This window comes from Intestinimonas massiliensis (ex Afouda et al. 2020) (assembly GCF_900626285.1).
GTDB lineage: Bacteria > Bacillota > Clostridia > Oscillospirales > Oscillospiraceae > Flavonifractor > Flavonifractor massiliensis_A.
In genome coordinates this window covers 3147606-3171580 of record NZ_LR131147.1, presented here as the reverse complement: position 1 = coordinate 3171580, position 23975 = coordinate 3147606, and the positions used below count along the sequence as shown (strand labels likewise).

Sequence of the window (23975 nt, the reverse complement as noted above, 5' to 3'; positions counted from 1 at the left end):
GGGGCCGGGCGGGGGGGGGAGGATATTGTAAGAAGAAAAAGAGCGGGGGGAAGAGAAGGCCGGCTGTCTTTATCCCAAGCCCTCTCCCTCCGGTTTTAAAACAAACGCCCCAGGAACAACCCCCCGGGGTCCCTCCGGGGGAAAGCCCATTATCCATTACAAAAACTAACCTCTCAAAAAAGGGGGGGGGGGGCCCCCCGTGGGGGACCCCGCCGCTCTGTTGGGAAGGGAAAATAGGGAAGGGAAAACCAATTTAGAAGGGACCGTAGCCCATCTGGTTGGCCAGCACCACCAGGATGAAGCCGGCGGCGATGAGGCAGACATAGATCTTCCAGGCGAACTTGAACCAGTGGCCGTAGTCCATGCCGCACAGGGACAGCTGCAGGAGGGAGGCGGTGGGCCAGAAGGTATTGGTGAAGCCGTCGCCGTACTGATAGGCCAGCACCATGACCTGCTGGTTGATGCCCAGCACCTGACCCAGAGGCTGGAGGATAGGCATCATGACCACGGCCTTGCCGCTGCCGGAGGAGACGAAGAAGTTGAACAGGGTGACAAAGCCGTAGATGATGAGCAGGGTGATGATGGGGCTCTTGCCCTCCAGCAGGCTGGAGACGCTGTGGATGATGGTGTCGGTAATGTTGCCCTCGGTGAGCAGGACGGACACGGCGCGGCTGAAGCCGATGACCATGGTGGGGGCGATGACGCCGGCCATGCCCTTGCCGAACTCGGTGCAGGCCTCGGTCAGGTCCATCCGGAAGAGGATGACGCCGATGATGGTCACGGGGAAGTAGCAGGCGGTGATCTCAGGCAGACCCCACATGTAGGTGAGAGAGCCCACCACGGAGACCAGAATGGTGATCAGGAACAGGACGATGAGCAGGATGCGCTTGAAATTGAAGGCCAGGCCCTCCTCGAACTCCATGGGGGCGCTCTGCTCGTTGAGATAATTGGCGCCCATGACGCTGTTCTTGGGGTCCTTCTTGATCTTGACACAGTAGCGGACCAGGAAGAACAGGGCGATGACGTAGAAGATCACCAGGCCCACCGCCCGGAAGCCGATGCCGGAGTACATGGGCAGGCCCACCAGGGTCTGGGCCACGCCGGTGGTGTAGGGATTCACCATGCCGCAGGTGAAGCCCACGGCGGTGGACAGCAGGATAACGGCGGTACCCACCATCTTATCATAGCCCAGGGTGATGAACAGGGAAATGATAATCGGGTAGAAGGGGTAGAGGGCGTCCAGATAGCCGATGACGCCCAGGGCGGTGAACAGGGTGAAGAACAGCACCACCATGATGAGGCCCTTGCCCCTGGCCACCTTGATCATGGACTGGATGCCGGCGGAGAAGGCGCCGGTCTTGTTGATGATCTGGATGCAGCCGCTGATGAGCAGCACGCCGCCGATGATGGAGGCGCTCTCCACAAAGCCCTGGTGCAGGGAGGTGAAGAACTGCAGGAAGCTCACCGGCGTCTGTTCCACATAGGTGAAGGAATTGGGATCGACCACGCCCTCTTCCCGGACATAGCTGCCGGCGGGGATCACGTAGGTCATCACCGTGATGATGAGCATCAGGATGAGAATGACGATGTAGACGTGAGGTAGGCTGAAGCCTTTCTTCTTCTTTAACGCATTACCCATAAATGAAACCTCCTCTTATTTGACAGCCCCGGACACAACCACCGGGGACGGTGTCACACTCTCTTACTTACCGGCGTGCTTTTTGAGCCACTGCACGGCGCTGTTGGCCAGAATGGCGGTGCCCAGGGCAAAGGCGCTCTCATCCAGCACCATGTTGGGGTTGTGCAGGGGGTAGTTGTCCGGGCTGCCGGCGCCCATGAAGGCGTAGAAGCCGGGCACCAGGCGGGTCACATGGCCGAAGTCCTCCGCGCCCTTCATGGGGGGTGCGGGGCTCACGTTCCCGGCGCCCAGGATCTCCTCCACGTAGGGGACGATCTCGGCGGAGAAGGCGGCGTCGCACACGGTGCTGGGGGTCTTGAGTACCCGCACGGAGTAGGTGCCCCGCCAGGCCTTGATGTAGTGCTCCAGGATCTCGGGGATGCGCTCCAGCAGGTGATCGTAGGCCTCGGGGCTCAGGGTGCGGAAGGACACCATGATCTCCGACGTGTCGGGAATGATGTTGGAGGTGCGTCCGCCGTTGAGGGCGCCCACCGTCAGGGTGGCGAAGGCCTCGGGGTCCACCTCCCGGGGAATGAGCATATTCAGGGCGGAGCAGACCTGGGTGGCGATGTTCACCGGGTCCACCGTCTTCTGGGGCTCGGAGGAGTGGCCGCCCTTGCCCTGGATGCTGACGATGAAGGTGGCCATGGCGCCGGAGGCCACGCCGGGGGAATAGGTGAGCTTGCCCACCTCCACCTGGGGCCCCACGTGGAGGGCCATGGCGGCGTCCACCTTGGGATTCTCCAGCAGGCCGTCCTCCACCATGGTGCGGGAGCCGTAGCCCATCTCCTCGCCGGGCTGGAACATGAGCTTCACCGTGCCGGGCAGCTGGTCCTCCATGTCCTTCAGGATGCGGGCCGCGCCCAGCAGCATGGCGGCGTGGGCGTCGTGGCCGCACATGTGGGCGGTGTCCCCCTTGGAGGCGAAGTCCAGGTTGGTGGTCTCACACATGGGCAGGCCGTCCATATCCGCCCGCAGCAGGATACAGGGGCCGCCCTTGCCGATGAGACCCACCACGCCGGTGGATTCCGGGGCGTCGGGGAAGCCGGCGAAGCGCATCTTCTCCCGGTCCTCCTCCGAGTGGACGCCGCAGTCCTTGCAGGGAATGCCCATCTCGGTCAGCCGCTGTTTCACATAAGCCGCCGTCTTGGGGGTATACACGCCCACCTCGGGGATCTGATGGAGGCTGCGGCGGTCGGCGATGATCTGATCCTGAATCTGCCTGGCCTTTTCCAGCATTTCGTTCATGATAAGCGCTCCTTTCCGTTAGGCCTGATAGACCGTTTTTCCGTTCAATACCGTTTCCAGTACCTGTACCTTGGGGAAGTCCTTGGGGTCGGTCTCGAAGAGGTCCCGCTCCAGCACCACCAGGTCGGCCAGCTTGCCTGTCTCCAGGGTGCCCCGGACGTCCTCGTCCCGGCAGGCCCAGGCCGCGTCGGAGGTGAACAGGCGGATGGCCTGCTCCACGCTGAGGGCCTGCTCCGGCAGGTAGGTCCTGGTGCCCGCCCGGTTCTGCCGGGTGATGGCCGCCCGCATATTGTCCAGCACGTCGAAGGGCTCCACCGGACAGTCGGAGCCGCCGCTGACCCGGATGCCCAGGTCCTCCATGCTCTTCCAGTTGTAGCAGTCCTTTGCGTGGCGCTTGCCCACCCGCTCCTCGATGATGTTCATGTCGGCGTCGATGAAGATGGGCTGGATGTAGGCCTGCAGGCCCATCACCATCATCAGCCGCAGCAGGGCGGGGGAGGTGGTCTGGGCGTGGACGATGCCGTGGCGGTGGTCCGGCCAGGGGTTCTCCTTCTGGGCCTTGTAGATGGCGTCGCACACCTTCTGGAGGGCCAGGTCGCCGATGGCGTGGACCGCCACGTCCATGTGCTGGTCGTGGGCGGCCTTGACCCAGGTGTACAGCTCCTCCTCCGTGTAGATGGGGATGCCGTGGTTGTCCCGGTCGTCCACGTAGCCGTCGATCATCTCGGCGGACTTGGCGCCCAGAGAGCCGTCCTGGAGCAGCTTCCGGGGGCCGGTGCGGAACAGGCTGGTCCGGTCCGCCGGGTCGCTGCGCACCTTCAGAAGCCGGTCAAACTCGGTCTGGTCCACCAGACACTGCTCAAAGACGCGGACGGTCAGCTTGCCCTCCGCCTCCATCTCCCGGAACAGGCCGATCAGATGGATGGGGTCCATGCCGGCGATGACCTTCAGGTCGTCGGAGTGGACGCAGGTGATGCCGGCGGCGTTGAGGCCCTTCTGGCCGATCTCCACCAGCTCCCGCACGTAGGCGTCATCCGCCTTGGGGAAGACCTCCATGTACAGCCGCATGGCGTCCTCCCGCAGCAGGCCGTTGATGAAGTCCACATGGCTCAGGGTCTCCGGGTCCACACCCTTCAGGGCCCGGATCCGCTCCAGCATCACGCTGTTGCAGGCGGCAATATGGGCGCAGGTCCGCAGCATGCACACCGGGATCTCAGTGGAGATGCGGTCCATATCCTCCCGGTTGGGCATCCGGCCCTCCGCCATGTTCTCCTGGTTCCAGCCCATGCCCAGCAGGTAGTCCGGATGATTCTGCTCGATCCGCTCCCTGCACCGGGCCACGATGTCCTCAATGGACGGCACGCCGAACAGCGCCACGTTTTTCTGGAACATAGCGTAGTAGAGCATGTGCATGTGGGTATCGCTGAAGCCGGGCAGCACCATGGCCCCTTTCAGGTCCCGGGTCTCATCCCAGCTCTGGGCCAGCCCCTCCTGACTGCTCCCAAGAAAAACGATCTTGTCGTTCTCGGTGCCGATGGCCTCATAGCGGGTCATTGCCTTGTCCATGGATACGACCTTTCCGTTGAACCAAAGCCTTCTCATCACACTCGTCCTTTCTGCCCCACGGCATGTTTGATGTCAAATAATTTAGCAATTCAGATGCCAAACTGAAAAAAGTATAAAAATAATCCGCTAAAAATCCTTGTAAAACCGGGGATCTGGTGTCGTAGAACCCGGCCAAGCGATTTTTGGCGGACTATTCCATAGCACAGATTTTGGGCTTAACCTGTAAAAAATTTTTGCACCCGCAAAATTTTTTACAGGCCATATTTTTGCAGTTTATATTTCAAGTTCTGCCGGGAGAGGCCCAGGTGCCGGGCCGCGGCAGAGATGGAACCACATTGTTCCATCGCTTGTTGGAGCAGTTCCCGTTCATATTGCTGGAGGGCCTGGTTAAGGGAAAAGCCCGCGGGGCGTTCCGGCGCTGCAGGAGCTGCCGGCTCCGGGGTTGTCCAGAGGCCCAGGCTGTCTGCCACGTCCTCCTCACAGATCAGCTCGCCCCTGGCTACGGCAAAGGCGCTCTCCACCGTGTTCTGCAGCTCCCGGATGTTGCCCGGCCACTGATAGCGCTGGAAGCGGGCGGCCACCTCATCGGTGACCCCCCGAATGCTCCGGTGCATGGAGCGGTTGAAGCGCTCGATGAAGTAATTGGTCAGCAGGAGGATGTCGTCCGGCCGCTCCCGGAGGGGCGGCAGGGTCAGCCGGACCACGCCCAGACGGTAATACAGGTCCTCCCGCAGCTTGCCCCGCTGGACCAGGGTGAGGGGCGGCTCGTTGACGGCCGCCACGATGCGCACGTCGAAGGGGATCTCCTGGCTGCCCCCCAGCCGCCGCACCCGCTTGGCCTCCAGCACCTTCAGCAGCTTGGCCTGGAGACCGGGGTCCATGGAGTTGATCTCGTCCAGGAACAGGGTGCCGCCGTGGGCCTCCTCAAACAGGCCCTTCCGGGTCACAGCGCCGGTGTAGCTGCCCCGCTCCGTGCCGAAGAACAGGCTCTCCAGCAGATTGGCCGGGATGGCGGCGCAGTTCTGGGCCACAAAGGGCATGCCGCCCCGCTGCCCCTCGCTGTGGAGGGATTCGGCCACCAGCTCCTTGCCGGTGCCGGTCTCCCCGTAAATCAGTACCGGGGAATCCAGCTGTGCCACGTCCCGGATCCGGCGCTTGAGGGCCTCCATGGCCGGAGAGCGGGTGACGATCCGGTCCAGGGTGGACAGGCCGTCCCGCCGTCCGCCCCGGACGATCCGCTGGCCCACGGTGTAGAATTTGGCGCAGTCCACCGCGCCCACCACGGCGCCGTTGTCCAGAATGGGCAGGGTGGTGGCGTCCAGCAGCACCCGCTCACCCCGGCTGTTCATGATCTCCTGGGGCTGGTTGTAGATGGGCTTTCCGGTGCGCAGGACCTGGAGAATGGTGCTGGTGGTGGCGTCCAGGTCCGGATAGAGATCCAGAATGTGGTGCCCGATGGTGTCCTCTTCCCGCCAGTAGTAATTCATGGTGATGCGCTGATAGCGGATGATGCCGTCCTGATCCACCACCAGAATACCGTCGGAATCCTCACACTCCCGGATAATGCTGCTCATCTGGGTCAATAGATCCTCTGCCATGATCTGCCGCCCCCTTCCTGTCCATGCGTGTCCCTGACAGTCGGCCCGGCCGTTGGGTCAGGGCTCCAGCTTGTTCACCCGGCGCTGATGGCGGCCGCCCTCAAACTCCGTGTTGAGAAACACCTCCACGATCCGGTCTGCCATGTTGTTGCCGATGAGGCCGCCGCCCATGGCCAGCATATTGGCGTCGTTGTGCCGACGGGTCATCTCGGCGGACAGGGGCTCGCTGCACAGGGCGCAGCGGATGCCCTTCACCTTGTTGGCGGCGATGGAGATGCCGATGCCGGTGGTGCAGATGACGATGCCCCGGTCACACTCCCCGGAGGCCACCGCCTCCGCCGCCGCCCGGCCGAAGTCGGGGTAGTCGCAGCTCTCGGATGTATAGCAGCCGTAGTCCTTGTATGCCAGACCGTGGTCGTCCAGCCAGGCCATCACGTGCTGCTTCAGGGCCAGCCCTCCGTGGTCAGAACCCAATGCGATCATAATCAAGATCCTCCTCTTACAGTTTGTGGAATACAGGCTTGTGCTTGTCGTAGGTGCAGACATACCGGAAGCCGCAGTCGGCCAGCAGGGCCTGAGCCTCCCGGATGCCTTTGCCCACGCCGCCCGGTACATGGGCGTCGGAGCCAACGGTGACGATCTCACCGCCGCAGTCCTTGTAGAGCGCCAGAATGGGCTTCCACTCCGCCACGGTGCGGCCCCGCCAGGTGTTGACCTCCATGCCCCGGCCGCTCTCCGTCACGGTGCGCAGGATGGCCTGGATCTGGTCATAATACCGCTCCAGGGACACCGGCACATCCATATACCGCAGGGGGTAGATGATGTGGGCCAGCACGTCGTAATAGGGGGTGCCCGCCAGAAGGGCCATGGAGGTGAAGTAATCGTCCAGGGCGGCATAGCAGGCGGCGGGATCCGGGTAGGGCACATAGTAGAAGTCGGTGCCCCCCTTTTCCGGGCACAGGTTGTGGACCGAACCCAGCACGAAGTCCAGCTCCGGCCGGCTGACAATGGCCTGGGACGCGGCGGGGTTCAGGTGGGCCATGCCCAGCTCCAGACCCAGCTTCAAGGTGAGCCTGGGGGCGAACTGAGGGACCACTTCCCGGTACTGGGCCACGGCGGGGGGCCAGTCGTAGCTGTCCACCGGCTCGCCCTGGAGGCTCAGCAGGTCGCAGTGGTCGGTGATGCACAGCTCGTCCAGCCCCGCCTCCACCGCTGCCTGGGCCTGCTGCTCCAGCGGGGTGTCGCTGTCGGGTGAGAGCTTGCTGTGGGTGTGGTAATCAGAACAGTACATAGGTGATCTCCTTTAAAAGGGCCAGGATGGGAACCATCTGAGGATGCAGGTGCCGTACCAGGTGGGGTAGGTGATGCCCACCAGCACCGGGTAGAACAGGACGAACAGCGCCGCCGCCCCGCCGGTGACAGCGTACATGGCCGGTTTCCAGCGGATCAGGTCCTCCTTCTGGGCCAGGGTGTGGAACACATAGCACAGGGCCAGGATGAGGAAGAGCACCGAGGGGAAGTAGTGGTAGGCGAAGGTGATCCGCCCGATAAAGAACCAGGGCACCAGCTGGGCCAGATAGCCGATGAAGATGAACAGGGCCTTTCCGCTCCGGCGGACGATGCCGTGGAAGGCGCAGGCCAGAATGGCCAGCAGGCCGCCCCAGCACACCACCGGGTTGACGAAGGCGGCGAAGCGGGTGGTGACCCCGGACACCGAGTTGTCCATATAGTAGAGGATGGGCCGGATGTCCAGCAGCCACTGGTACCAGCGGGAGGAGTAGGGGTGGGTGTCGGTGACCCCGCTGTGGTAGGAGAGCATATACTGCTGGTTCTTCCACATCTCGTGGATCAGGTTGCTCAGGGAGGTGTCTCCCGAGGCGGCGGCGTAGGGCAGGTAGGACAGGGTGTAGATGACCGCCGGGATGATGGCAAAGACCAGGAGGGAGAACGCCAGGATCTTCACCGTCCAGCCGACACGCTCATGGCGGGTCTCCTCCGGCCACTGGCGCAGCTTCAGGGCCAGGCCCAGGAAGTAGAGCACCACCAGGCCGGTGCAGCCGTAGATCACCGTCCACTTGGAGGCGGCGCCGATGCCCCAGAACAGGCCCGACAGGAACAGGGGCAGAGCGCAGGCCTTGAAGGAGGTCCCGGCGGGGAGCACCAGCCACCGGTACATGAACCAGTACATCAGCAGGATGAAGAAGAAGGCGTAGGTGTCGATGGTGGCCAGCCTTGTCTGGGTCAGGTGCATGAAGTCGGCGGCCAGCAGGATGGTGCCGCAGGCGGCGATGGAGGTGCGGCCGAACAGATTCTTCAGAAACACGTACAGCAGGGGCAGCATCCCCACCCCGAACAGGGTGCCCATGAACCGCCAGCCGAAGGGGGTCATGCCGAACAGCCGGATGCCGATGCCCATGATGAGCTTGCCCAGAGGCGGATGGGTGATCTCGTAGGGGTAGATCCCACGGATGTGCTCATAGGCGGTGCGGGGGTGGTAGATCTCGTCAAAGTAGGCGCTGTTCATATAGGTGATGGCGTCGGGCACCAGCTCCTGCTCGTCAAACAGGGGGTTGGTGGCGTCGCTCAGGTCAATCAGATTGCCGTCCGTGTCAAAGAAGGCCAGCTCGTCCAGCTCCAGCAGGCCCTTGTTGGCCTGGCCGGTGATGCGGAGGTAGCGGATATACTGGGGATTGTCAATGAGGATCTCATTCCACTTGAACAGCTGATTGTAGTTCTGGGTCATGGCGTAGCTGTCGGCGTAGCCGGTGCCGTCCGCCCAGTAGTAGCCGGTGATCTCGTCTGCGTCCTCCGGATTGTCCTTCCGCTGCCACAGGGACAGCCAGGACACCCCGTCGCTGGAGATCTCCACCTGGTATTTGCCGGTGCCCAGGCCGCAGAAATACCAGATCCTGGACACCTGGACCTCCTCCGGCAGCACGAAGGTCTGGGCCTTCTCGTCTCCGAAGTCCCGGGGGCTCTGGGGAGCCTCCAGGTCGCCCAGGTGGGCGAAGGCGGTGACCGCGTAAATGGCGGTGATGAGGAGCAGGGGGATGGCGTCCTTCTTCACCATGGGGTGGCAGGTGCCGGCAAAGGACAGCCGCTTTTTCACCGGATTGGGGTCCAGCTGCTGGGCCAGGGGCCGCCGCTGGGTCTGGACATACCAGGCGAAAAAGTAGAACAGGGCCGCCACGGTGAGGACGGGGAACAGATAGACGATATATCGAATGGGACCCACGGGGAAACACCTCCAGATCGGGGGCAAAAAATAAGAGGATGAGCATACACTCATCCTCCTATTTTATTTCTTCTTCTTCTTTTTGTCAAAGAAAGATTTCACGCTATCCACCGGGCCGGGTTGAATCTCGCCCATGGCTTCGCCATAGGCACGCAACGCCTCCTTCTGCTCGTGGGACAGATTGGTGGGGACCTGCACGTTCACCGTGACGTACTGATCGCCCCGGCCCCGTCCGTTGACGCTGGGGATGCCCTTGCCCCGCAGCCGGAAGGTGGTGCCGGGCTGGGTGCCGGCGGGCAGGTTCCACTTCACCTTGCCGTCGATGGTGGGAATCTCCAGCTCCGCCCCCAGGGTGGCCTGGAGGAAGGAGACCGGCTGATTCAGATACACCGACGTGCCCTCCCGCTTGAAGTAGGGGTGGGGCCGCACGGTGACGCTGATCAGCAGGTCGCCGGCGGGACCGCCGTTGCGGCCCGCGCCGCCCTGGCCCCGGAGGGAGACCGCCTGGCCGTTGTCGATGCCGGCGGGGATGCTGACGGTGATCTTCCGCTGCTTCCGGGTGGTGCCGGTACCGCCGCAGGACTTGCAGGGCTGATGGATGATCTTGCCCTTGCCGCCGCACTTGGGGCAGGTGGTGGTGGTGGCGAAGGTAAAGGCGCCGCCGCCCCGCTGGATGCGGATGGTGCCGGTGCCGTGGCAGTCGGGGCACACCTCGGCGGTGGTGCCGGGGGCGCAGCCGGTGCCGTGGCAGTCCTCGCAGGGCTCGGTGCGGTTGAGGATGATCTCCTTCTGACAGCCAAAGGCAGCCTCCTCAAAGGTGATGGTGACCGAGGCCCGCAGGGTCTCACCCTTCATGGGGCCGGTACGCTGGCGGCTGGAACCGCCGCCGCCGAACCCGCCGCCGAAGAAGGAACCGAAGATATCGCCCAGGTCGATGTCGCCCATATCGAAGCCGCCGAATCCGCCGCCGTTGAACCCACCGGCGCCGAAGTTGGGGTCTACCCCCGCGTGGCCGAACTGGTCGTACTTGGCCCGCTTCTCCTTGTCGGACAGCACCTCGTAGGCCTCGTTGACCTCCTTGAACTTGGCCTCGGCGTCCTTGTCGCCGGGGTTCAGATCGGGATGGTATTTTTTGGCCAGCTTGCGGTAGGCCTTTTTCAGCTCATCGTCAGAGACCCCTTTGGATACCCCCAGGACCTCATAATAATCTCGTTTCTGTTCAGGCATTGGTGTTCACCTCTTTACACACGGAAAGCAGCGGGGGATTCCCCCCGCCGCTGTACTCCGTGACTTGATCTCACGCTGCGGCACGCTCGCGGCCGGGCCGCTAAGCCGGGACTGCGCGGAAAATGCCGCTCCGGGCTGTGCCCGTCGCCTGTTTTTCCGCCTCCGTCCGGTCTTAGCAACCCTGCTCACGGCCTCTGCGCTTACTTGTTGTCGTCGTCCACGACCTTGTAGTCGGCGTCCACCACGTTGGGGTCGGTGTTGGCGCCGCCGGCCTGGCCGCCGCCGAAGTTGGCGCCGCCCATGTCGGGGCCGGGCTGACCACCCTGGGGGTTGGCCTGCTGGTACATCTTCTCAGCCACGGGGTAGAAGGCCTTGGTGGCCTCCTCAGTGGCGTTCTTGATGGCCTGGATGTCGGTGCCCTTCAGAGCTTCCTTCAGCTTGTTCAGGGCAGCCTCCACGTTGGCCTTGTCGCCGGCGTCGATCTTGTCCTTGGCGTCCTCCAGAGCCTTCTCGGTCTGATAGACCACCTGGTCGGCCTGGTTGCGGACGTCCACCTCTTCCTTCCGCTTGGCGTCCTCGGCGGCGAACTGCTCGGCCTCCTTGACGGCCTTGTCGATGTCCTCCTTGGACATGTTGGTGGAGGAGGTGATGGTGATGTGCTGCTCCTTGCCGGTGCCCAGATCCTTGGCGGACACGTTCACGATGCCGTTGGCGTCGATGTCGAAGGTGACCTCGATCTGAGGCACGCCGCGGCGGGCGGGAGCGATGCCGTCCAGGTTGAAGCGGCCCAAGGTCTTGTTGTACTGCGCCATCTCACGCTCGCCCTGGAGCACGTGGACCTCAACGGAGGTCTGGTTGTCGGCGGCGGTGGTGAAGATCTGGCTCTTCTTGGCGGGAATGGTGGTGTTGCGCTCGATCAGCTTGGTCATCACGCCGCCCATGGTCTCAATGCCCAGGGACAGGGGGGTGACATCCAGCAGCAGCAGGCCCTTCACGTCGCCCACCAGCACGCCGCCCTGGAGGGCAGCGCCCATGGCCACGCACTCATCGGGGTTGATGCCCTTGAAGCCTTCCTTACCGGTCAGCTTCTTCACCATGTCCTGCACGGCGGGGATACGGCTGGAGCCGCCCACCAGCAGCACCTTGGAGATGTCGCCGGAGCTCAGGTTGGCGTCGCTCATGGCCTGACGCACGGGGCCGGCAGTGGCCTCCACCAGGTGAGCGGTCAGCTGGTCGAACTTGGCCCGGGTCAGGGTCAGATCCAGGTGCTTGGGGCCGGTGGCGTCGGCGGTGATATAGGGCAGGTTGATGTTGGTGGAGGTGACGCCGGACAGCTCGATCTTGGCCTTCTCGGCGGCCTCCTTCAGGCGCTGCATGGCCACCTTGTCGCCGGTCAGGTCGATGCCGGTGTCCTTCTTGAACTCAGCGGCCATCCAGTCCATGACGCACTTATCGAAGTCGTCGCCGCCCAGACGGTTGTTGCCGGCGGTAGCCAGAACCTCGATGACGCCGTCGCCCACTTCCAGCACGGACACATCGAAGGTGCCGCCGCCCAGGTCGTACACCATGATCTTCTGGTCGGTCTCCTTATCCACGCCGTAGGCCAGAGCCGCGGCGGTAGGCTCGTTGATGATCCGCTTCACGTCCAGACCGGCGATCTTGCCGGCGTCCTTGGTGGCCTGACGCTGAGCGTCGGTGAAGTAAGCGGGGACGGTGATGACAGCCTCGGTAACAGGCTGGCCCAGATAGGCCTCAGCGTCGGCCTTCAGCTTCTGCAGGATCATGGCGGAGATCTCCTGAGGGGTGTAGGCCTTGCCGTCGATGTTCACCTTGTAGTTGGAGCCCATCTCACGCTTGATGGAGGCGATGGTGCGGTCGGGGTTGGTGATGGCCTGGCGCTTGGCCACCTGGCCCACCATACGCTCGCCGTCCTTGGAGAAGGCCACCACGGACGGGGTGGTGCGGTTACCTTCCGCGTTGGGGATGACGACGGCCTCGCCGCCCTCCATAACAGCAACACAAGAGTTGGTCGTACCGAGGTCGATACCAATAATCTTAGACATAATCAATTCCTCCAATATATCGTAAATTATTTTTTAACAAAGGGATAACGGGCGCTTGCTGCGCCCTGGGAAAATCAATTTGCCACCTTTACCATGGCAAAGCGGATCACCTTATCGCCGTTGCGGAAGCCGGCCTGGAACACCTCTACAATGGTATTCTCTCCGGCGTTCTCGTCCTCCACGTGCATCACGGCGTTGTGGAGATTGGGATCAAAGGTCTCACCCAGGGCGGGGATCTCTTCGATGCCCAGCTTGGAGAGGACCTCCTTCAGCTGGGTCATGGTCATCTCCACGCCCTTCTTGAAGGCCTCGTCGGCGGTCTCCTGCTTTAAGGCCCGTTCCAGGTTATCATACACCGGCAGGAAGGCGGCGGCAGTCTCCGCCTTGGAGTCCGCCCAGGCGGATTCCTTCTCCTTCTGACTGCGGCGGCGGTAGTTGTCGTACTCCGCAGCCAGACGGAGGAACTTATCCTCCTGATCGCTGAGGTTTTTCTTGAGCGCCTCCAGCTCCTCCAGCAGGGGATCGGGCGTCTCCTCCGCAGCGGCGGTCTCGGCCACCTGCTCCTCAGGCTGCTGAGGTGCGGTCTGCTCCAGGTCCTCCGCCGGCTTGTTTTCTTTCTTGCTGCTCATTGAGTACACTCATCTCCTATTTATGATCGTCCTTGCCCTCCGGCAGCTCGCCCTGGCCGAACAGACGGCTCAGGCCTTCGGCCAGATAGGACAGGCGGGCGGTGATCTTTGCGTAATCCATCCGTGTGGGTCCCACCACACCGATGACCCCCCGCATCCCCTCGCCGATATCGTAACTGGCAACCACAACACTGGTATCCTTTAAGGCGTCAGCCACATTTTCCGGACCGATGAGGATCTTCATGGGGTCGTCCTTGGGGACGGGGAACCGGGCGGGGTCGGCGTCCTCCGACAGGTAGCTCAGCAGGGGCTGTGCCCGGTCCAGGGACTGGTACTCCGGCAGCTCCAGCAGGTGGGCCAGACCGGAGGTGTGAACGGTGCGCCGCTCCAGGCTCTCCAGCACCTCGATGGCGAAGGACACCACCAAGCTGATCAGCCCGTAGGCGTCGCCGGCGGCATGCTGGGCCACCCGCATCAGCTCCGGTGTGATCTCCTCCAGCGTCAGGCCGGTGAAGGTGGTGTTGAGCAGGGTGTTGAGCATCTGCAGCTGGGCCTCCGTCAGATCGGAGGGCAGGCGGATCAGCCGGTTGCGGACGATGTTGCTGTCCGTCATTACCACAATGATGAAGGCGTTGCGCTCCACCATCAAAAGGTCGAACCGGCGGATGGTCACCCGCTCCATCCCGGAGGAGAGGGCGAAGGCCGGATAATTGGTGAGCTGGGATACCACCCGGCCCGCCTGATCCAGCACCCGGTCCAGTTCCTGCATTTTCAGCCGCAGGGCCTGATTCATACGCTCGGTCTCCTGAAGGGAGAGCTTGTGCTCCTCCATCAGCTCGTTGACGTAGAACCGGTAGCCCTTGGGGGACGGGATGCGGCCGGCGGAGGTGTGGGGCTTCTCCAGCAGGCCCATGGACTCCAGATCCGCCATCTCGTTGCGGATGGTGGCGGAGGAGACCTCCATGCCGATGGCCTGTGCGATTGCCTTGGAGCCTACCGGCTCCGCCGACTGGATGTAGCTTTCAATGATGGCGCGGAGAATCCGTCTTTTGCGTTCTGTTAAATCCATTCCGGCCACCTCTCAATGATTTTAGCACTCATACTCCCTGAGTGCTAACCATAATGTAGCACCCTCCGCCGAAAAAGTCAATAGGTCCGGTTGTAAATTAAATGTGAACGAAAAAAGGATGGCAGACGAGGGGGACGACTGCAAGCGGTGGGCGGTTGACGAGAGGGGGGATTCAATGATATGATGGGCACAAGAGGGGGTATGCGTGTTGGACGGCTTACCAGTAGAGATCATCGACTATGAGGACCGCTACAAGCAGGCGCTGGAGGACGTGTCTCTGCCCTGGCTGCTGGAGTACGACCTGCTGGAGCCGGTGGATCTGGAGATGCTGGCGGATCCCCACCGGTTCATCGCCGGCGGCGGCCGGGTGCTGCTGGCCCGGCTGGAGGATGAGATCGTGGGCATGGTCATGCTGGAGCTCCAGGGAGAGGGCGTGTGCGAGGCCCTGAAGTTCGGCGTGAAGGAGGAATACCGGGAGCAGGGCATCGGCACCGCGCTGATGGAGGCGGTGATCCAGGCAGCCCGGGACGCGGAGCAGAAGACCCTGGTGGTCACCTCCAACCACAAGCTGAAGGCCGCTCTGCGGCTGTATGAGAAGTTTGGATTTGAATACGTGACGTATTCTGATAAATGGTTTCAACTTTCTGATATCAGAATGGAGCGGGAACTGTAAGAAAAGAAGGACGCGCCGCCGGCGCGTCCTTCTTTTTTAATCCTCAAATTCGTATAGCGCCCCGGTGGTCAGGGGGTGGAGCCGGTCCCCCAGCTCCTCCTTTAAAATAGCGTAGGCGGGGCCGCCGGTGCAGTGGCCGGTGTAGACCGCTCCCACCTCCAGCCCGTCCCGGAGGGCGGCGGCGATGGCCCGCACCTTCTCGGGGGCGGGGCCCAGGGTGGTCACGCCCCCCTTGCCCATCAGGTGGAAGCCCCCCAGCACCGCCCGGATGGTTTTTGGGGGGAACTGCTCCTTCAGCTGGGTCAGGATCTTCACCACCCCCGCGTGGCAGCAGGAGTTGAACACCACCAGCCCTCTGGACGTCTCGGCCACCAGGGACTGCTCATGCTTGACCCGGTCGGGGATGAGATGCAGGCCGGGGGCCAGGTCCCGGGGCCCCTCTGCCAGGTCGAAGCGCTTCTCGTGGCGGCAGAGCATACCCGGATTCACCCCGATGTACTCCTTCTCCTCCCAGTACTCCGGGTCGGTGATCCGGGGCCGGGCGTAGACCGGGGCGGTGCGGTTGACGGCGAAAAAGGCGTTGAAGCCGTCGGCGTGGTCGTAGTGGCCGTGGGACAGGGCGGCCTTTTCCACTCCGGCCAGGTCCACCCCCAGCTTGCCGGCGTTGTACAGCACCGCGCCGCACTCACCGGCGTCCAGCAGGTAGTGCCCGCCGCCGTATTCAATGTAGAAGGACAGCCCGTGCTCGCCGATCAGACCGTCCGGGGCGGAATTTTCCATCAGAACCGTGACCTTCATGGGGAGACCTCCTTTTCTGTTTCATGGGAGAACTGAGTTACGTCATTGATCCAGGCCCGGGAGCGGAACCGGGGCACCCCGATGAAGAATTTGGTGATCATCTCCATCACCACCCCCAGGTACACCCAGAAGATGCCCCACTTCAGGGCCAGACCGAAGAGGGCGGACAGGGGGAGGGCCACCAGCCACAGGGGGAGCAGGTCGATGATGGTGGCGGCCCGCACGTCGCCGCCGCCCCGGAGCACCCCCACCGTGTTCACCGTGTTGAAGGCCCGCAGGGGCAGGACGGCCCCGATGAAGGTGAGCATCATGGTGGCGATCTCCCCGGCCATGGGGGACAGGTGGAAGAAGGGGTACACCGACCAGGGGAAGATCAGGTGGGCGCAGCAGATCAGCGGGATACCGATGACCAGGCCGCAGGCCATGGCCAGGGTGTTGAGGGTGGCGCCGATCTCATAGATGTGCTCCCGCCGTCCGGCGCCGATCTCCCGGCCCACCACGATGGCGGTGGTGCCGCCCACGGCGATGATGGCCACAGTGGACAGATCCTCGATGTTGCCTGCCACGGCCCGGGCGGCCAGGATCTCGGTAGAATTCTCCATATGGCCCATGACCACCTTGTGGAGGGCGGTGCCCAGGCCCCACAGGGTCTCGTTGAGCACCACCGGCCCGGAGTAGCGGAAGAATTTCCGCACCAGCGGGGCCCCCGGCCGGGCCAGCAGGGCGGGTTTTAAACGGAACCGCCGGTTGGTGAGGGCGTAGGTGCCCATAATGAGGAACTCCAGGATCCGGGAGAGTAGGGTGGCCAGGGCGGCCCCCTCCACCCCCAGGGCGGGAGCCCCCAGGTTGCCGAAGATCAAAATCCAGTTCAAAAAGGTGTTGGTGCTCATGGAGATGGCAAAGACCGCCATGCCCAGCTTGGGGTTCTCCATGGACCGGTGGGCCCCCACATACACCCCGGTGATGCTGTTGAAGAGGTAGGAGGGCCCCACGATGCGGGCGTAGCTGGCGGCCACAGGCACCAGGGCCTGGTTGTCGGTGAGCATCCCCATCAGCTGGGTGGGGAAGAAGCACATCACCGCCGCGAACAGGGCGGCCACAGCCCCGGCCACATAGCAGCCCAGGCCCACCACCCGGTTGATGGAATCGGTGTCTCCCTTGCCCCAGAACTGGCTGATGAGCACCGACGAGCCGCTCTGCAACCCGAAGATCACCAGCTGGATGACGAACACCGGGTTGTTGGCTACCAGCACCGCTGCCAGCGGCGCCTCTCCCAGGGCGCCCACCATAAAGGTGTCCACCAGGCCCAGCAGGGTGGTGCACAGGTTCTGCAGCAGAATGGGCAGCGCCAGCAGGACCACGTCCTTGTAGAAGGCCCGGCCCCGGTTCAGGTAGGAGAACAATACCTCACCTCATTGCGATCCGATTTTTTGTGATGGAAGTCAGCCCCTCGGCCAGAATGTCCACATCCTCCCTGGTGTTTTCCGCCGAGAAGGACACCCGCAGCACCCCCATCAGGGTGCGCTTGGGCAGACCCAGGGCGGCGAACACGTGGCTGGGCTTGCCCTTGTGGCAGGCCGAGCCGGAGGAGACGCAGATGCCCATGTCGGACAGGTCCCGCACCAGCATCTCGCTGGGATAGCCGGGCAGGGACACGGCGCAGATGTGGGGGGCGTCCCCGGGGCTGATCACCTCCAGGCCGGGCACCTGCCGCAGGACCTCCAGGGCGTAGCGCCTGATCTGGGTGATCTTCTCCCGGTACTCCTCCTGCCAGGCGCCGCAGGCGGCGGCCAGGGCGGCGATCTGAGCGGTGGGCTCGGTGCCCGAGCGCAGGCCGCTCTCCTGTCCGCCCCCCAGCAGCAGGGGCTTCAGGTTCAGCCCCTTCCGGATGTACTGGGCGCCGATCCCCTTGGGGGCGTGGATCTTGTGGCCGCTGACGGTGAGCAGGTCCACCCCCAGCTCCTTGGGGGTGAAGGGTACCTTTAAAAAGCCCTGCACCGCGTCGCAGTGGAGCAGGGCGGGGGAGCCGGCGGCTTTGATGGCCCGGGCGGCCTCCGCCACCGGCAGGATGGTGCCCAGCTCGTTGTTCACCAGCATCATGGACACCAGAATGGTATCCGGCCGCAGGGCGGCGGTGAGGGCGTCGATGGAGATGTGGCCGGTCCTGTCCGGCTTCAGATAGGTGACCTCGTACCCCTGCCGCTCCAGGTCCTTCATGGGCTCCAGCACGGCGGCGTGCTCGATGGCAGTGGTGATGATGTGCTTTCCCTTCCGCTTTCCGTACTCCACGGCGGAGCGGATGGACCAGTTGTCCCCCTCGGTGCCGCAGGAGATGAAGGTCAGCTCCTCAGGCAGACAGCCCAGGCAGCGGGCCACCGTCTCCCGGTGCTCCTTCACCCGGGCTGCCGCCGCCTGCCCCAGGGCGTAGCCGGAGGAGGGGTTGCCGAATCCCTCCGTCATGGCCTGGTAGGCCGCCTGGGCTGCCTGGGGACACACCTGGGTGGTGGCGGCGTTATCAAGATAAATGGGCATGGATGGTCACCTCAGAATCAGTCATTTTATATCATTTCATTGTATCCTCCGCCCTTTGGAAAGTCAAGGCGGGGGGCGGCGGAAAACAGACCAGCCAGTTTTTGCAAATGCCCTTGACAAGGGAGAAACGGGATAATATACTGTGTTCTGCTAGGAAATAAAATGAAATAAAAAGAAAGGAAGGAATCGCCATGAGCGCGATCAAGCTGAAGGAAAATCTCTGGTCCGTAGGTGTGCTCAACCCCTCCCTGCGGGTGTTCGACATCGTGATGGAGGCCAAGTATGGCACTTCCTATAACGCCTATCTGATCACCGGAGAGAAGAACGTCCTCATCGAGGCGGTACATACCGATTATTTTGAGGAGTATGTGGATAACATCCGCCAGGTCATCCCCCTGGAGGATGTGGACTACCTCATTATGAACCATAACGAGCCCGACCACTCGGGCAGCGTGGCCAAGCTGCTGGCTCTGTGCCCCAAGCTGCAGATCATCGCCACCAAGGCGGGCAAGAAGCACCTGCAGGACATCACCAACCTGGAGCTGCCCTGCCGCACCGTGGCCGCCGGGGACACCCTGGACCTGGGCGACCGTGTGCTGGAGTTCATCCCCTCCCCCATGCTCCACTGGGCCGACTCCATGTTCACCTGGGACCCCAAGGGCAAGACCCTGTTTACCTGCGACTTCCTGGGCTGCCACTTCTGCGAGCCCACCATGCTGGACAAGAACATCCACGACAAGAAGGCCTATGACGGCGAGTTTGCCTATTACTTCGCCGGCATCTTCGGGCCCTTCAAGCCCAGCGTGCTGGCCGGCCTGGACAAGCTGCCCGCTGAGGCCGACCTGATCTGCCCCAGCCACGGCCCCTGCCTGGTGGAGGGCATCGAAAAGGCCAAGGAGCTCTACCGGACCTGGAGCGCCCCCACCCCCAAGACGAAGCGCACCGCCTTCGTGGTGTACGCCTCCGCCTACGGCTGCACCCGCACTCTGGCGGAGACCGCCGCCAGGACCCTGGAGGGGGAGGGCTACGACGTGACCACCGCCGACGTCACCGTGGTGCCCTATGCCGAGTGCGTCAAGCTGGCCCATGAGGCCGACGTGCTGCTGGTGGGCTCCCCCACCATCAACCGTGCCGCCCCCAAGGCGGTGTGGGACGTGCTCACCTCCATTGACCCCATCAACCTGAAGGGCAAGGCCGCCGGCGCCTTCGGCGCCTATGGCTGGAGCGGCGAGGCCGCCCCCATGCTCCACACCTTCCTGAAGGGCCTGCGCTATGCCGCCCCCGAGGCCCCCTTCCGGGTGCTGTTCACCCCCACCCAGGCCGACCTGGACGCCATGGCCGACTACGCCCGCAGCGTGGCCGCCCTGTGCACCGTGCCGGTGGACGCCCCCGCGGAGAAAACCGCCGGCGGCAAGTTCGTCTGCGCCCTGTGCGGCTATGTCTACGACCCCGCCGAGGGGGATCCCGCCCACGGCATCGCGCCGGGCACTCCCTTCGAGGCGCTGCCCGCCACCTGGTCCTGCCCCCTGTGCGGCGTGGACAAGGGCATGTTCAAGCCCGCGGACTGAAAATAACAGAATGAAGAAGCGGCTCCCGCGTATAGCAGAGGAGCCGCCCGGACAAAACACGGGGGACGGTCCTTTGGCCGTCCCCCGTGTTTTTTTTCATCAGGAGCAGAACCGGTGGTTTCCGATGACCTTGATCAGCGGCCTGCTCCAGATCCAGGCGCTGGTGGCGGTGCTGGGGTTGAAATAGTAGATGGCCCCGCCGCTGGGGTCGGCGCCGTTGAGGGCCTCCCGGGCCGCCCGCACCGCCGATTCCGCCACCGGCTGGTCGATCTGCCCGTCCACCATGCAGGTAAAGGCCCCCGGCTGGTAGACCACACCGGCGATGGTGTTGGGGAAGGAGGGGTGCTCCACCCGGTTGAGGATCACCGCTCCCACCGCCACCTGACCGCTGTAGGGCTCACCCCGGGCCTCGGCGGAGATGACCCGGGCCAGCAGGTCCACGCTGGCCGACTGGCTGGTGCTGCTCCCGCTGTCCGGCATGCCCAGGGCCCGCAGGGTGGCGGGGCCCACGATGCCGTCGGCGGTCAGGCCGTTTTTCCGCTGAAAATACTTCACCGCCTCGGTGGTCTTGCTGCCGAAGATACCGTCCACCGAACCGTCGTAATAGCCCCAGTTTTTCAGCTTGCTCTGGATGATCCGCACCTGTTCCCCGGTGGAGCCCTGCCGGTAGGTGGCCGCCTGGGCCTGCTGGGCCAGGACGATGATCCCGATATTCAAAATGAAAAGCAGGGCCAGGGCCCCGGTCAATTTTCGCTTGTTGACGCCCATCCTTCCGCCTCCTTTTCTCACTGGAGCTAGTGTACGGCGCGGCTGGCCCGGTTATGAGCGCCAATCTGTGCCAAAATGGGAATAGGGTGGATGGAAGCGGGACATACTGGAACAAAGCAGGAAAGGATGTGGGCAATATGGTGCAGGGCGTGTCCCGGCAGGTCATTGTGGTGCGGTCTCCCGACCCCCGTTTTTTTGAGCAGGCCATTTTTATTGTAAAAGAGGACGCCTTCAAAAAGGGCGTGACCGCGGACGAGGTGCTCCAGGAGGCCCAGCGGGCGGCCAATGGCTATCTGCGGCAGAATACCCGCTGGCACAAGCTGTGGCGGCGGGTCCCCGGCCCGGTGTACGCCGCCGCGGGGGCGATAGGGGCTACCCTGTGCTGGTGCGCCGCCCTGGCGCTGTGAGCGGAAAAAACGGCGGACGCCTTGGCGTCCGCCGTTTTTGTGTAACTCAGTCCAGATATTGGATGCCGGCGCCAATGACCCCGTCGCCGATATAGACGCTGAGGGTGGCGTCCAGAGGCCCCTCCCAGCAGTGTTCATAGTCGGGGAAGGCGGCCCGCACCTTGGCGGACAGCTCCGCCATCTCCTCCGGCGCGCCGCCGTTGGCCACACCCAGGTTGTAGCGCCTGCCCGGCTGGAACTTCTGGCGCATCAGGTCCAGGATCTTGTCCTGCACCTGGCGGCGGCCCCGCACCTTGGCCACGCTCTGGAGCTGGCCGTCATCGGCGAAGGTGATGATGGGCTTGATGCTCAGCATGGTACCCGCCATGGCGGCCACCTTGCCGATCCGCCCGCCCTTGTAGAGATACTCCAGGGTATCCACCGAGAAGAAGGGGTAGGTGTGCTCCACCAGAAAAGGCACCCGCTGGGAGACCAGGGTGTCCCAATCGGTCCCGGCCTGGATCTCCTCCCACAGCTGGAGTACCATAATACCCAGTCCCAGGGCGCCGCTCTTGGAGTCAAAGACCGCTATTTGCAGGTCCTCCCGCTGTTCCCCCTGGAGACGCACCATATTGTAGGTGCCGGAAAGCCCTCCGGAGAGCATCAGGGCAATGACCTTTTCATAGCCGTCGGCCCGGATCCGGTCCAGGGCATCGCTGACCGCGCCCCCCTCGGGCAGGGAGGTGCGGGGCAGCTCCCCCTGATGGAGCCGCTGGTATACGTCCTGAGCGAAGATATCCACGCCGTCGGAAAATTCCCCGTCCTGGCAGATGATTTTCAGCGGCACCGTATAGATGGGCTTGCCCGAGCGCATCTCAGCAGAGAGATCGGCGGTGGAATCGGTGAGCAGCGCGATTTTTTCCGGGTTTGACAAGGCGATCATCCTACTCTATAATGGCGTTAAGGTCGCATAACATTGTTATGTCATTATTATAAATGGTGCGATATGGAAATGTCAAGGGGGAGCGGGGGAGATATGGACTATCATCAGCGTCGGCAGATACAGGCCAGGCAGACCGAGCAGGCGATTCTGGAGGCCGCCATGGTTCTGGCCCGGGAGCACAGCTTTGATAAGGTGTCTGTCCGGGACATCTGCCAGCGGGCGGGGATCACCACCGGCGCCTTTTACCACCACTTCCGCTCCAAGGAGGACCTGCTCTCCCGGGGCTTCTCCCCTCTGGACCAGCACATGGAAAAGGCCCTGGCGGGCCATGAAGGGGATCCGCCGGACCGGCGGCTGTGGCTGATCCTGTCCACCTACGCCAGGTTTACCCAGGAGCAGGGGTGGGAGCTGGTGGCCCGCTACTATCAGCGGCGGCTGGATTCCCCCGACGATGCCGCCTCCATGGACCCCACCCGGTATACCCTGCGGGCGGTGCGGGAGTGCCTGTGCCAGATGGAGCGGGAGGGGGTCCCCATGCCGGGGTGTACGCCGGAGTGGCTGGCCGATTTCCTCTTCCGCCATTTCCGGGGTGTGGTGGTGGACTGGATCCTCCACCGGGGGGAGTACCCCTTATTATCCCGCCTGGAGCAGGATTATACCCTGTTCAGCCGCACCTTCCAAAAGAATTGAGCCGTTTTCAGCCTGGACAGGCAACTCTGCCGCCATGGACGCATATGCATCCTTGACGGAGGTGAGGGCCATGTCCAGGCTGTTTTCAAAACAAGGGGCGCGGGATCTGCTGCTGGGCCTGGGGCTGATGGGGGCCACCCTGGCGCTGCTGCTCTATCCCCAGGACTCCATGGAGGCGGCCCGCACCGGCATCCAGCTGTGCGGGAACGTGATCATCCCCTCCCTGTTTCCCTTCTTCGTGCTCTCCTCCCTGGTGGTGGAGCTGGGCCTGGCGGAGTATCTGGGGCGGCTGCTGGAGGGGGTCATGCGGCCCCTGTTCAACGTGGGCGGCGCCTGCGCCTCCGCCTTCGCCCTGGGCTTCATCGGGGGCTACCCGGTGGGGGCCAAGACCGCCATCAGCCTGTACCAGAACGGCATGTGCACCAAGACGGAGGCCGAGCGGCTGCTGGCCTTCTGCAACAACTCCGGCCCCGCCTTCATCCTGGGGGTGGTGGGGGCCGGCGTCTTTGCCAGCAGCCGGGTAGGGGTGCTGCTCTGCCTGGCCCACGCCCTGGCGTCGGTGTGCATCGGGGTGCTCTTCCGGTTCTACGGCGCCGGACGGGAGAAACAAAGCGAAGCCCGGCGGGGGACGGCCCCCCGGTTCCGGGCTCCCCGGTTTACCGCCGCCTTTACCGGGGCCATCAAGAATTCCTTTCTCTCCACCCTGAATATCTGCGCCTTTGTGATCTTCTTTACGGTGGTGATCCAGATGCTGGTCACCTCCGGCTTTCTCCCCGGCCTGGCCCAGGTGCTGGGCACGGTGCTGGCCCCCTTCGGCATGACGCCGGAGTGGGCCCGGCGGCTGCTCACCGGCCTGGTGGAGATCTCCTCCGGGGTGTGGACCCTGTCGGGGGAGGGAACCCTCAGCGGCCGGCTCACCATGGCCGCCTTCATCCTGGGCTGGGCGGGGATCTCCGTCCACTGCCAGGTGCTCTCCTTCCTGGGGGACAGCGGCCTGTCCCCCCGCACCTATCTGCTGGGCAAGCTGCTCCACGGGGGTCTGGCCGCCCTGTTTACCGCCTTCCTGGTGCGGGTGGTGCCGCTGGAGGCCCCCGTGTCCCACTACCTGGCCCAGCAGGTGGCCGACATCGCGGGCACCGGCTTCTCCAGAACCCTGGCGGTTTCGGTGGTGAGCGCCTGGATGGTGTTCCTCCTGTTTTTCCTGGCGGCGGCCGCCGGCTCCAGAAAAAAACTTGGCAAGGGCGGAAGGGCCGTGCTATAATGTGCTGAAGAGAATCGGCCCGCGGCAGAGCGGGGAGGAGGCG

At 63.5% G+C, this 23975-nt stretch carries 21 protein-coding genes; 5 read left to right on the top strand and 16 right to left on the bottom strand.

Annotated elements, in window-relative coordinates; translation table 11 throughout:
• Positions 1 to 253: 253 nt before the first annotated feature.
• The 11 genes from E0E41_RS15495 to hrcA all read right to left on the bottom strand — a co-directional run bounded on the left by E0E41_RS15495 (position 254) and on the right by hrcA (position 14313).
• Positions 254 to 1639 carry a YfcC family protein gene (locus E0E41_RS15495; RefSeq protein ID WP_130870654.1) on the bottom strand — a complete coding sequence of 462 codons (1386 nt, stop codon included), beginning with the start codon at positions 1637 to 1639 and terminating at the stop codon, positions 254 to 256.
• Between the two features lie 63 nt (positions 1640 to 1702).
• Positions 1703 to 2926: a M20 metallopeptidase family protein gene (locus tag E0E41_RS15490; protein WP_242623805.1), complete on the bottom strand. Its 1224-nt coding sequence runs from the start codon at positions 2924 to 2926 to the stop codon at positions 1703 to 1705.
• 18 nt (positions 2927 to 2944) lie between these two features.
• Entirely contained in the window at positions 2945 to 4528 is a 1584-nt protein-coding gene (locus tag E0E41_RS15485) for an amidohydrolase (protein WP_130870653.1), read from the bottom strand.
• 215 nt (positions 4529 to 4743) lie between these two features.
• Positions 4744 to 6090: a sigma-54 interaction domain-containing protein gene (locus E0E41_RS15480; RefSeq protein ID WP_130870652.1), complete on the bottom strand. Its 1347-nt coding sequence runs from the start codon at positions 6088 to 6090 to the stop codon at positions 4744 to 4746.
• A 57-nt stretch (positions 6091 to 6147) separates the two neighbouring features.
• Positions 6148 to 6573, bottom strand: a complete 426-nt coding sequence (gene rpiB / locus E0E41_RS15475; RefSeq protein WP_130870651.1) for a ribose 5-phosphate isomerase B — start codon at positions 6571 to 6573, stop codon at positions 6148 to 6150.
• A 16-nt stretch (positions 6574 to 6589) separates the two neighbouring features.
• Entirely contained in the window at positions 6590 to 7381 is a 792-nt protein-coding gene (locus E0E41_RS15470) for a histidinol-phosphatase HisJ family protein (protein WP_130870650.1), read from the bottom strand.
• Positions 7382 to 7393: 12 nt separating this feature from the next.
• Positions 7394 to 9325, bottom strand: a complete 1932-nt coding sequence (locus E0E41_RS15465; RefSeq protein WP_130870649.1) for a phospholipid carrier-dependent glycosyltransferase — start codon at positions 9323 to 9325, stop codon at positions 7394 to 7396.
• A gap of 63 nt (positions 9326 to 9388) precedes the next feature.
• A complete protein-coding gene (gene dnaJ, locus E0E41_RS15460) occupies positions 9389 to 10552 on the bottom strand; it encodes a molecular chaperone DnaJ (protein WP_130870648.1) in 1164 nt (387 codons plus the stop codon).
• Positions 10553 to 10752: 200 nt separating this feature from the next.
• Positions 10753 to 12615 (bottom strand): molecular chaperone DnaK, encoded by a 1863-nt coding sequence (dnaK, locus tag E0E41_RS15455; RefSeq protein ID WP_130870647.1) that lies wholly within the window; start codon positions 12613 to 12615, stop codon positions 10753 to 10755.
• Between the two features lie 74 nt (positions 12616 to 12689).
• Positions 12690 to 13244 carry a nucleotide exchange factor GrpE gene (grpE, locus tag E0E41_RS15450; RefSeq protein ID WP_130870646.1) on the bottom strand — a complete coding sequence of 185 codons (555 nt, stop codon included), beginning with the start codon at positions 13242 to 13244 and terminating at the stop codon, positions 12690 to 12692.
• Positions 13245 to 13260: 16 nt separating this feature from the next.
• Positions 13261 to 14313, bottom strand: coding sequence for a heat-inducible transcriptional repressor HrcA (hrcA, locus tag E0E41_RS15445; protein ID WP_130870645.1), 1053 nt, complete (start codon positions 14311 to 14313; stop codon positions 13261 to 13263).
• Between the two features lie 208 nt (positions 14314 to 14521).
• Between hrcA and E0E41_RS15440 the strand changes: the two genes are divergently transcribed.
• Positions 14522 to 14986: a GNAT family N-acetyltransferase gene (locus E0E41_RS15440; RefSeq protein ID WP_242623804.1), complete on the top strand. Its 465-nt coding sequence runs from the start codon at positions 14522 to 14524 to the stop codon at positions 14984 to 14986.
• Positions 14987 to 15022: 36 nt separating this feature from the next.
• On the opposite strand, the gene E0E41_RS15435 is transcribed toward E0E41_RS15440, so the two are convergent.
• From E0E41_RS15435 to E0E41_RS15425, 3 genes are read right to left on the bottom strand one after another with little or no spacing between them, the layout of a single operon-like run.
• On the bottom strand, positions 15023 to 15784 hold the full coding sequence (locus tag E0E41_RS15435; protein ID WP_130870643.1) for an MBL fold metallo-hydrolase: 762 nt from the start codon (positions 15782 to 15784) through the stop codon (positions 15023 to 15025).
• Positions 15781 to 17187 carry an MATE family efflux transporter gene (locus E0E41_RS15430; RefSeq protein WP_130870642.1) on the bottom strand — a complete coding sequence of 469 codons (1407 nt, stop codon included), beginning with the start codon at positions 17185 to 17187 and terminating at the stop codon, positions 15781 to 15783. Before E0E41_RS15430 ends, E0E41_RS15435 begins: the two co-directional genes overlap by 4 nt.
• A gap of 4 nt (positions 17188 to 17191) precedes the next feature.
• Positions 17192 to 18316, bottom strand: a complete 1125-nt coding sequence (locus E0E41_RS15425; protein WP_130870641.1) for a cysteine desulfurase family protein — start codon at positions 18314 to 18316, stop codon at positions 17192 to 17194.
• 191 nt (positions 18317 to 18507) lie between these two features.
• Between E0E41_RS15425 and E0E41_RS15420 the strand changes: the two genes are divergently transcribed.
• Positions 18508 to 19884 (top strand): rubredoxin, encoded by a 1377-nt coding sequence (locus E0E41_RS15420; protein WP_130870640.1) that lies wholly within the window; start codon positions 18508 to 18510, stop codon positions 19882 to 19884.
• A 99-nt stretch (positions 19885 to 19983) separates the two neighbouring features.
• On the opposite strand, the gene sleB is transcribed toward E0E41_RS15420, so the two are convergent.
• Positions 19984 to 20652 carry a spore cortex-lytic enzyme gene (gene sleB, locus E0E41_RS15415; protein ID WP_130870639.1) on the bottom strand — a complete coding sequence of 223 codons (669 nt, stop codon included), beginning with the start codon at positions 20650 to 20652 and terminating at the stop codon, positions 19984 to 19986.
• 137 nt (positions 20653 to 20789) lie between these two features.
• On the opposite strand from sleB, the gene E0E41_RS15410 reads away from it, so the two are divergent.
• Positions 20790 to 21059 (top strand): translation initiation factor 2, encoded by a 270-nt coding sequence (locus tag E0E41_RS15410; protein WP_242623846.1) that lies wholly within the window; start codon positions 20790 to 20792, stop codon positions 21057 to 21059.
• Positions 21060 to 21105: 46 nt separating this feature from the next.
• On the opposite strand, the gene E0E41_RS15405 is transcribed toward E0E41_RS15410, so the two are convergent.
• Positions 21106 to 21981 carry a DegV family protein gene (locus tag E0E41_RS15405; protein WP_130870637.1) on the bottom strand — a complete coding sequence of 292 codons (876 nt, stop codon included), beginning with the start codon at positions 21979 to 21981 and terminating at the stop codon, positions 21106 to 21108.
• 93 nt (positions 21982 to 22074) lie between these two features.
• On the opposite strand from E0E41_RS15405, the gene E0E41_RS15400 reads away from it, so the two are divergent.
• Entirely contained in the window at positions 22075 to 22671 is a 597-nt protein-coding gene (locus E0E41_RS15400; RefSeq protein WP_130870636.1) for a TetR/AcrR family transcriptional regulator, read from the top strand.
• A 70-nt stretch (positions 22672 to 22741) separates the two neighbouring features.
• Complete coding sequence (locus E0E41_RS15395; RefSeq protein WP_130870635.1) at positions 22742 to 23932, top strand: nucleoside recognition domain-containing protein; 1191 nt, start codon at positions 22742 to 22744, stop codon at positions 23930 to 23932.
• Positions 23933 to 23975: the final 43 nt, after the last annotated feature.

What these genes read in the sequence shown, in the direction of transcription:
- E0E41_RS15495 (WP_130870654.1), bottom strand. Translation starts at nt 1,639, where the DNA reads ATGGGTAATGCGTTAAAGAAGAAGAAAGGCTTCAGCCTACCTCACGTC.
- E0E41_RS15490 (WP_242623805.1), bottom strand. Translation starts at nt 2,926, where the DNA reads ATGAACGAAATGCTGGAAAAGGCCAGGCAGATTCAGGATCAGATCATC.
- E0E41_RS15485 (WP_130870653.1), bottom strand. Translation starts at nt 4,528, where the DNA reads ATGAGAAGGCTTTGGTTCAACGGAAAGGTCGTATCCATGGACAAGGCA.
- E0E41_RS15480 (WP_130870652.1), bottom strand. Translation starts at nt 6,090, where the DNA reads ATGGCAGAGGATCTATTGACCCAGATGAGCAGCATTATCCGGGAGTGT.
- rpiB (WP_130870651.1), bottom strand. Translation starts at nt 6,573, where the DNA reads ATGATCGCATTGGGTTCTGACCACGGAGGGCTGGCCCTGAAGCAGCAC.
- E0E41_RS15470 (WP_130870650.1), bottom strand. Translation starts at nt 7,381, where the DNA reads ATGTACTGTTCTGATTACCACACCCACAGCAAGCTCTCACCCGACAGC.
- dnaJ (WP_130870648.1), bottom strand. Translation starts at nt 10,552, where the DNA reads ATGCCTGAACAGAAACGAGATTATTATGAGGTCCTGGGGGTATCCAAA.
- dnaK (WP_130870647.1), bottom strand. Translation starts at nt 12,615, where the DNA reads ATGTCTAAGATTATTGGTATCGACCTCGGTACGACCAACTCTTGTGTT.
- grpE (WP_130870646.1), bottom strand. Translation starts at nt 13,244, where the DNA reads ATGAGCAGCAAGAAAGAAAACAAGCCGGCGGAGGACCTGGAGCAGACC.
- hrcA (WP_130870645.1), bottom strand. Translation starts at nt 14,313, where the DNA reads ATGGATTTAACAGAACGCAAAAGACGGATTCTCCGCGCCATCATTGAA.
- E0E41_RS15435 (WP_130870643.1), bottom strand. Translation starts at nt 15,784, where the DNA reads ATGAAGGTCACGGTTCTGATGGAAAATTCCGCCCCGGACGGTCTGATC.
- E0E41_RS15425 (WP_130870641.1), bottom strand. Translation starts at nt 18,316, where the DNA reads ATGCCCATTTATCTTGATAACGCCGCCACCACCCAGGTGTGTCCCCAG.
- E0E41_RS15420 (WP_130870640.1), top strand. Translation starts at nt 18,508, where the DNA reads ATGAGCGCGATCAAGCTGAAGGAAAATCTCTGGTCCGTAGGTGTGCTC.
- sleB (WP_130870639.1), bottom strand. Translation starts at nt 20,652, where the DNA reads ATGGGCGTCAACAAGCGAAAATTGACCGGGGCCCTGGCCCTGCTTTTC.
- E0E41_RS15410 (WP_242623846.1), top strand. Translation starts at nt 20,790, where the DNA reads ATGGTGCAGGGCGTGTCCCGGCAGGTCATTGTGGTGCGGTCTCCCGAC.
- E0E41_RS15405 (WP_130870637.1), bottom strand. Translation starts at nt 21,981, where the DNA reads ATGATCGCCTTGTCAAACCCGGAAAAAATCGCGCTGCTCACCGATTCC.
- E0E41_RS15400 (WP_130870636.1), top strand. Translation starts at nt 22,075, where the DNA reads ATGGACTATCATCAGCGTCGGCAGATACAGGCCAGGCAGACCGAGCAG.
- E0E41_RS15395 (WP_130870635.1), top strand. Translation starts at nt 22,742, where the DNA reads ATGTCCAGGCTGTTTTCAAAACAAGGGGCGCGGGATCTGCTGCTGGGC.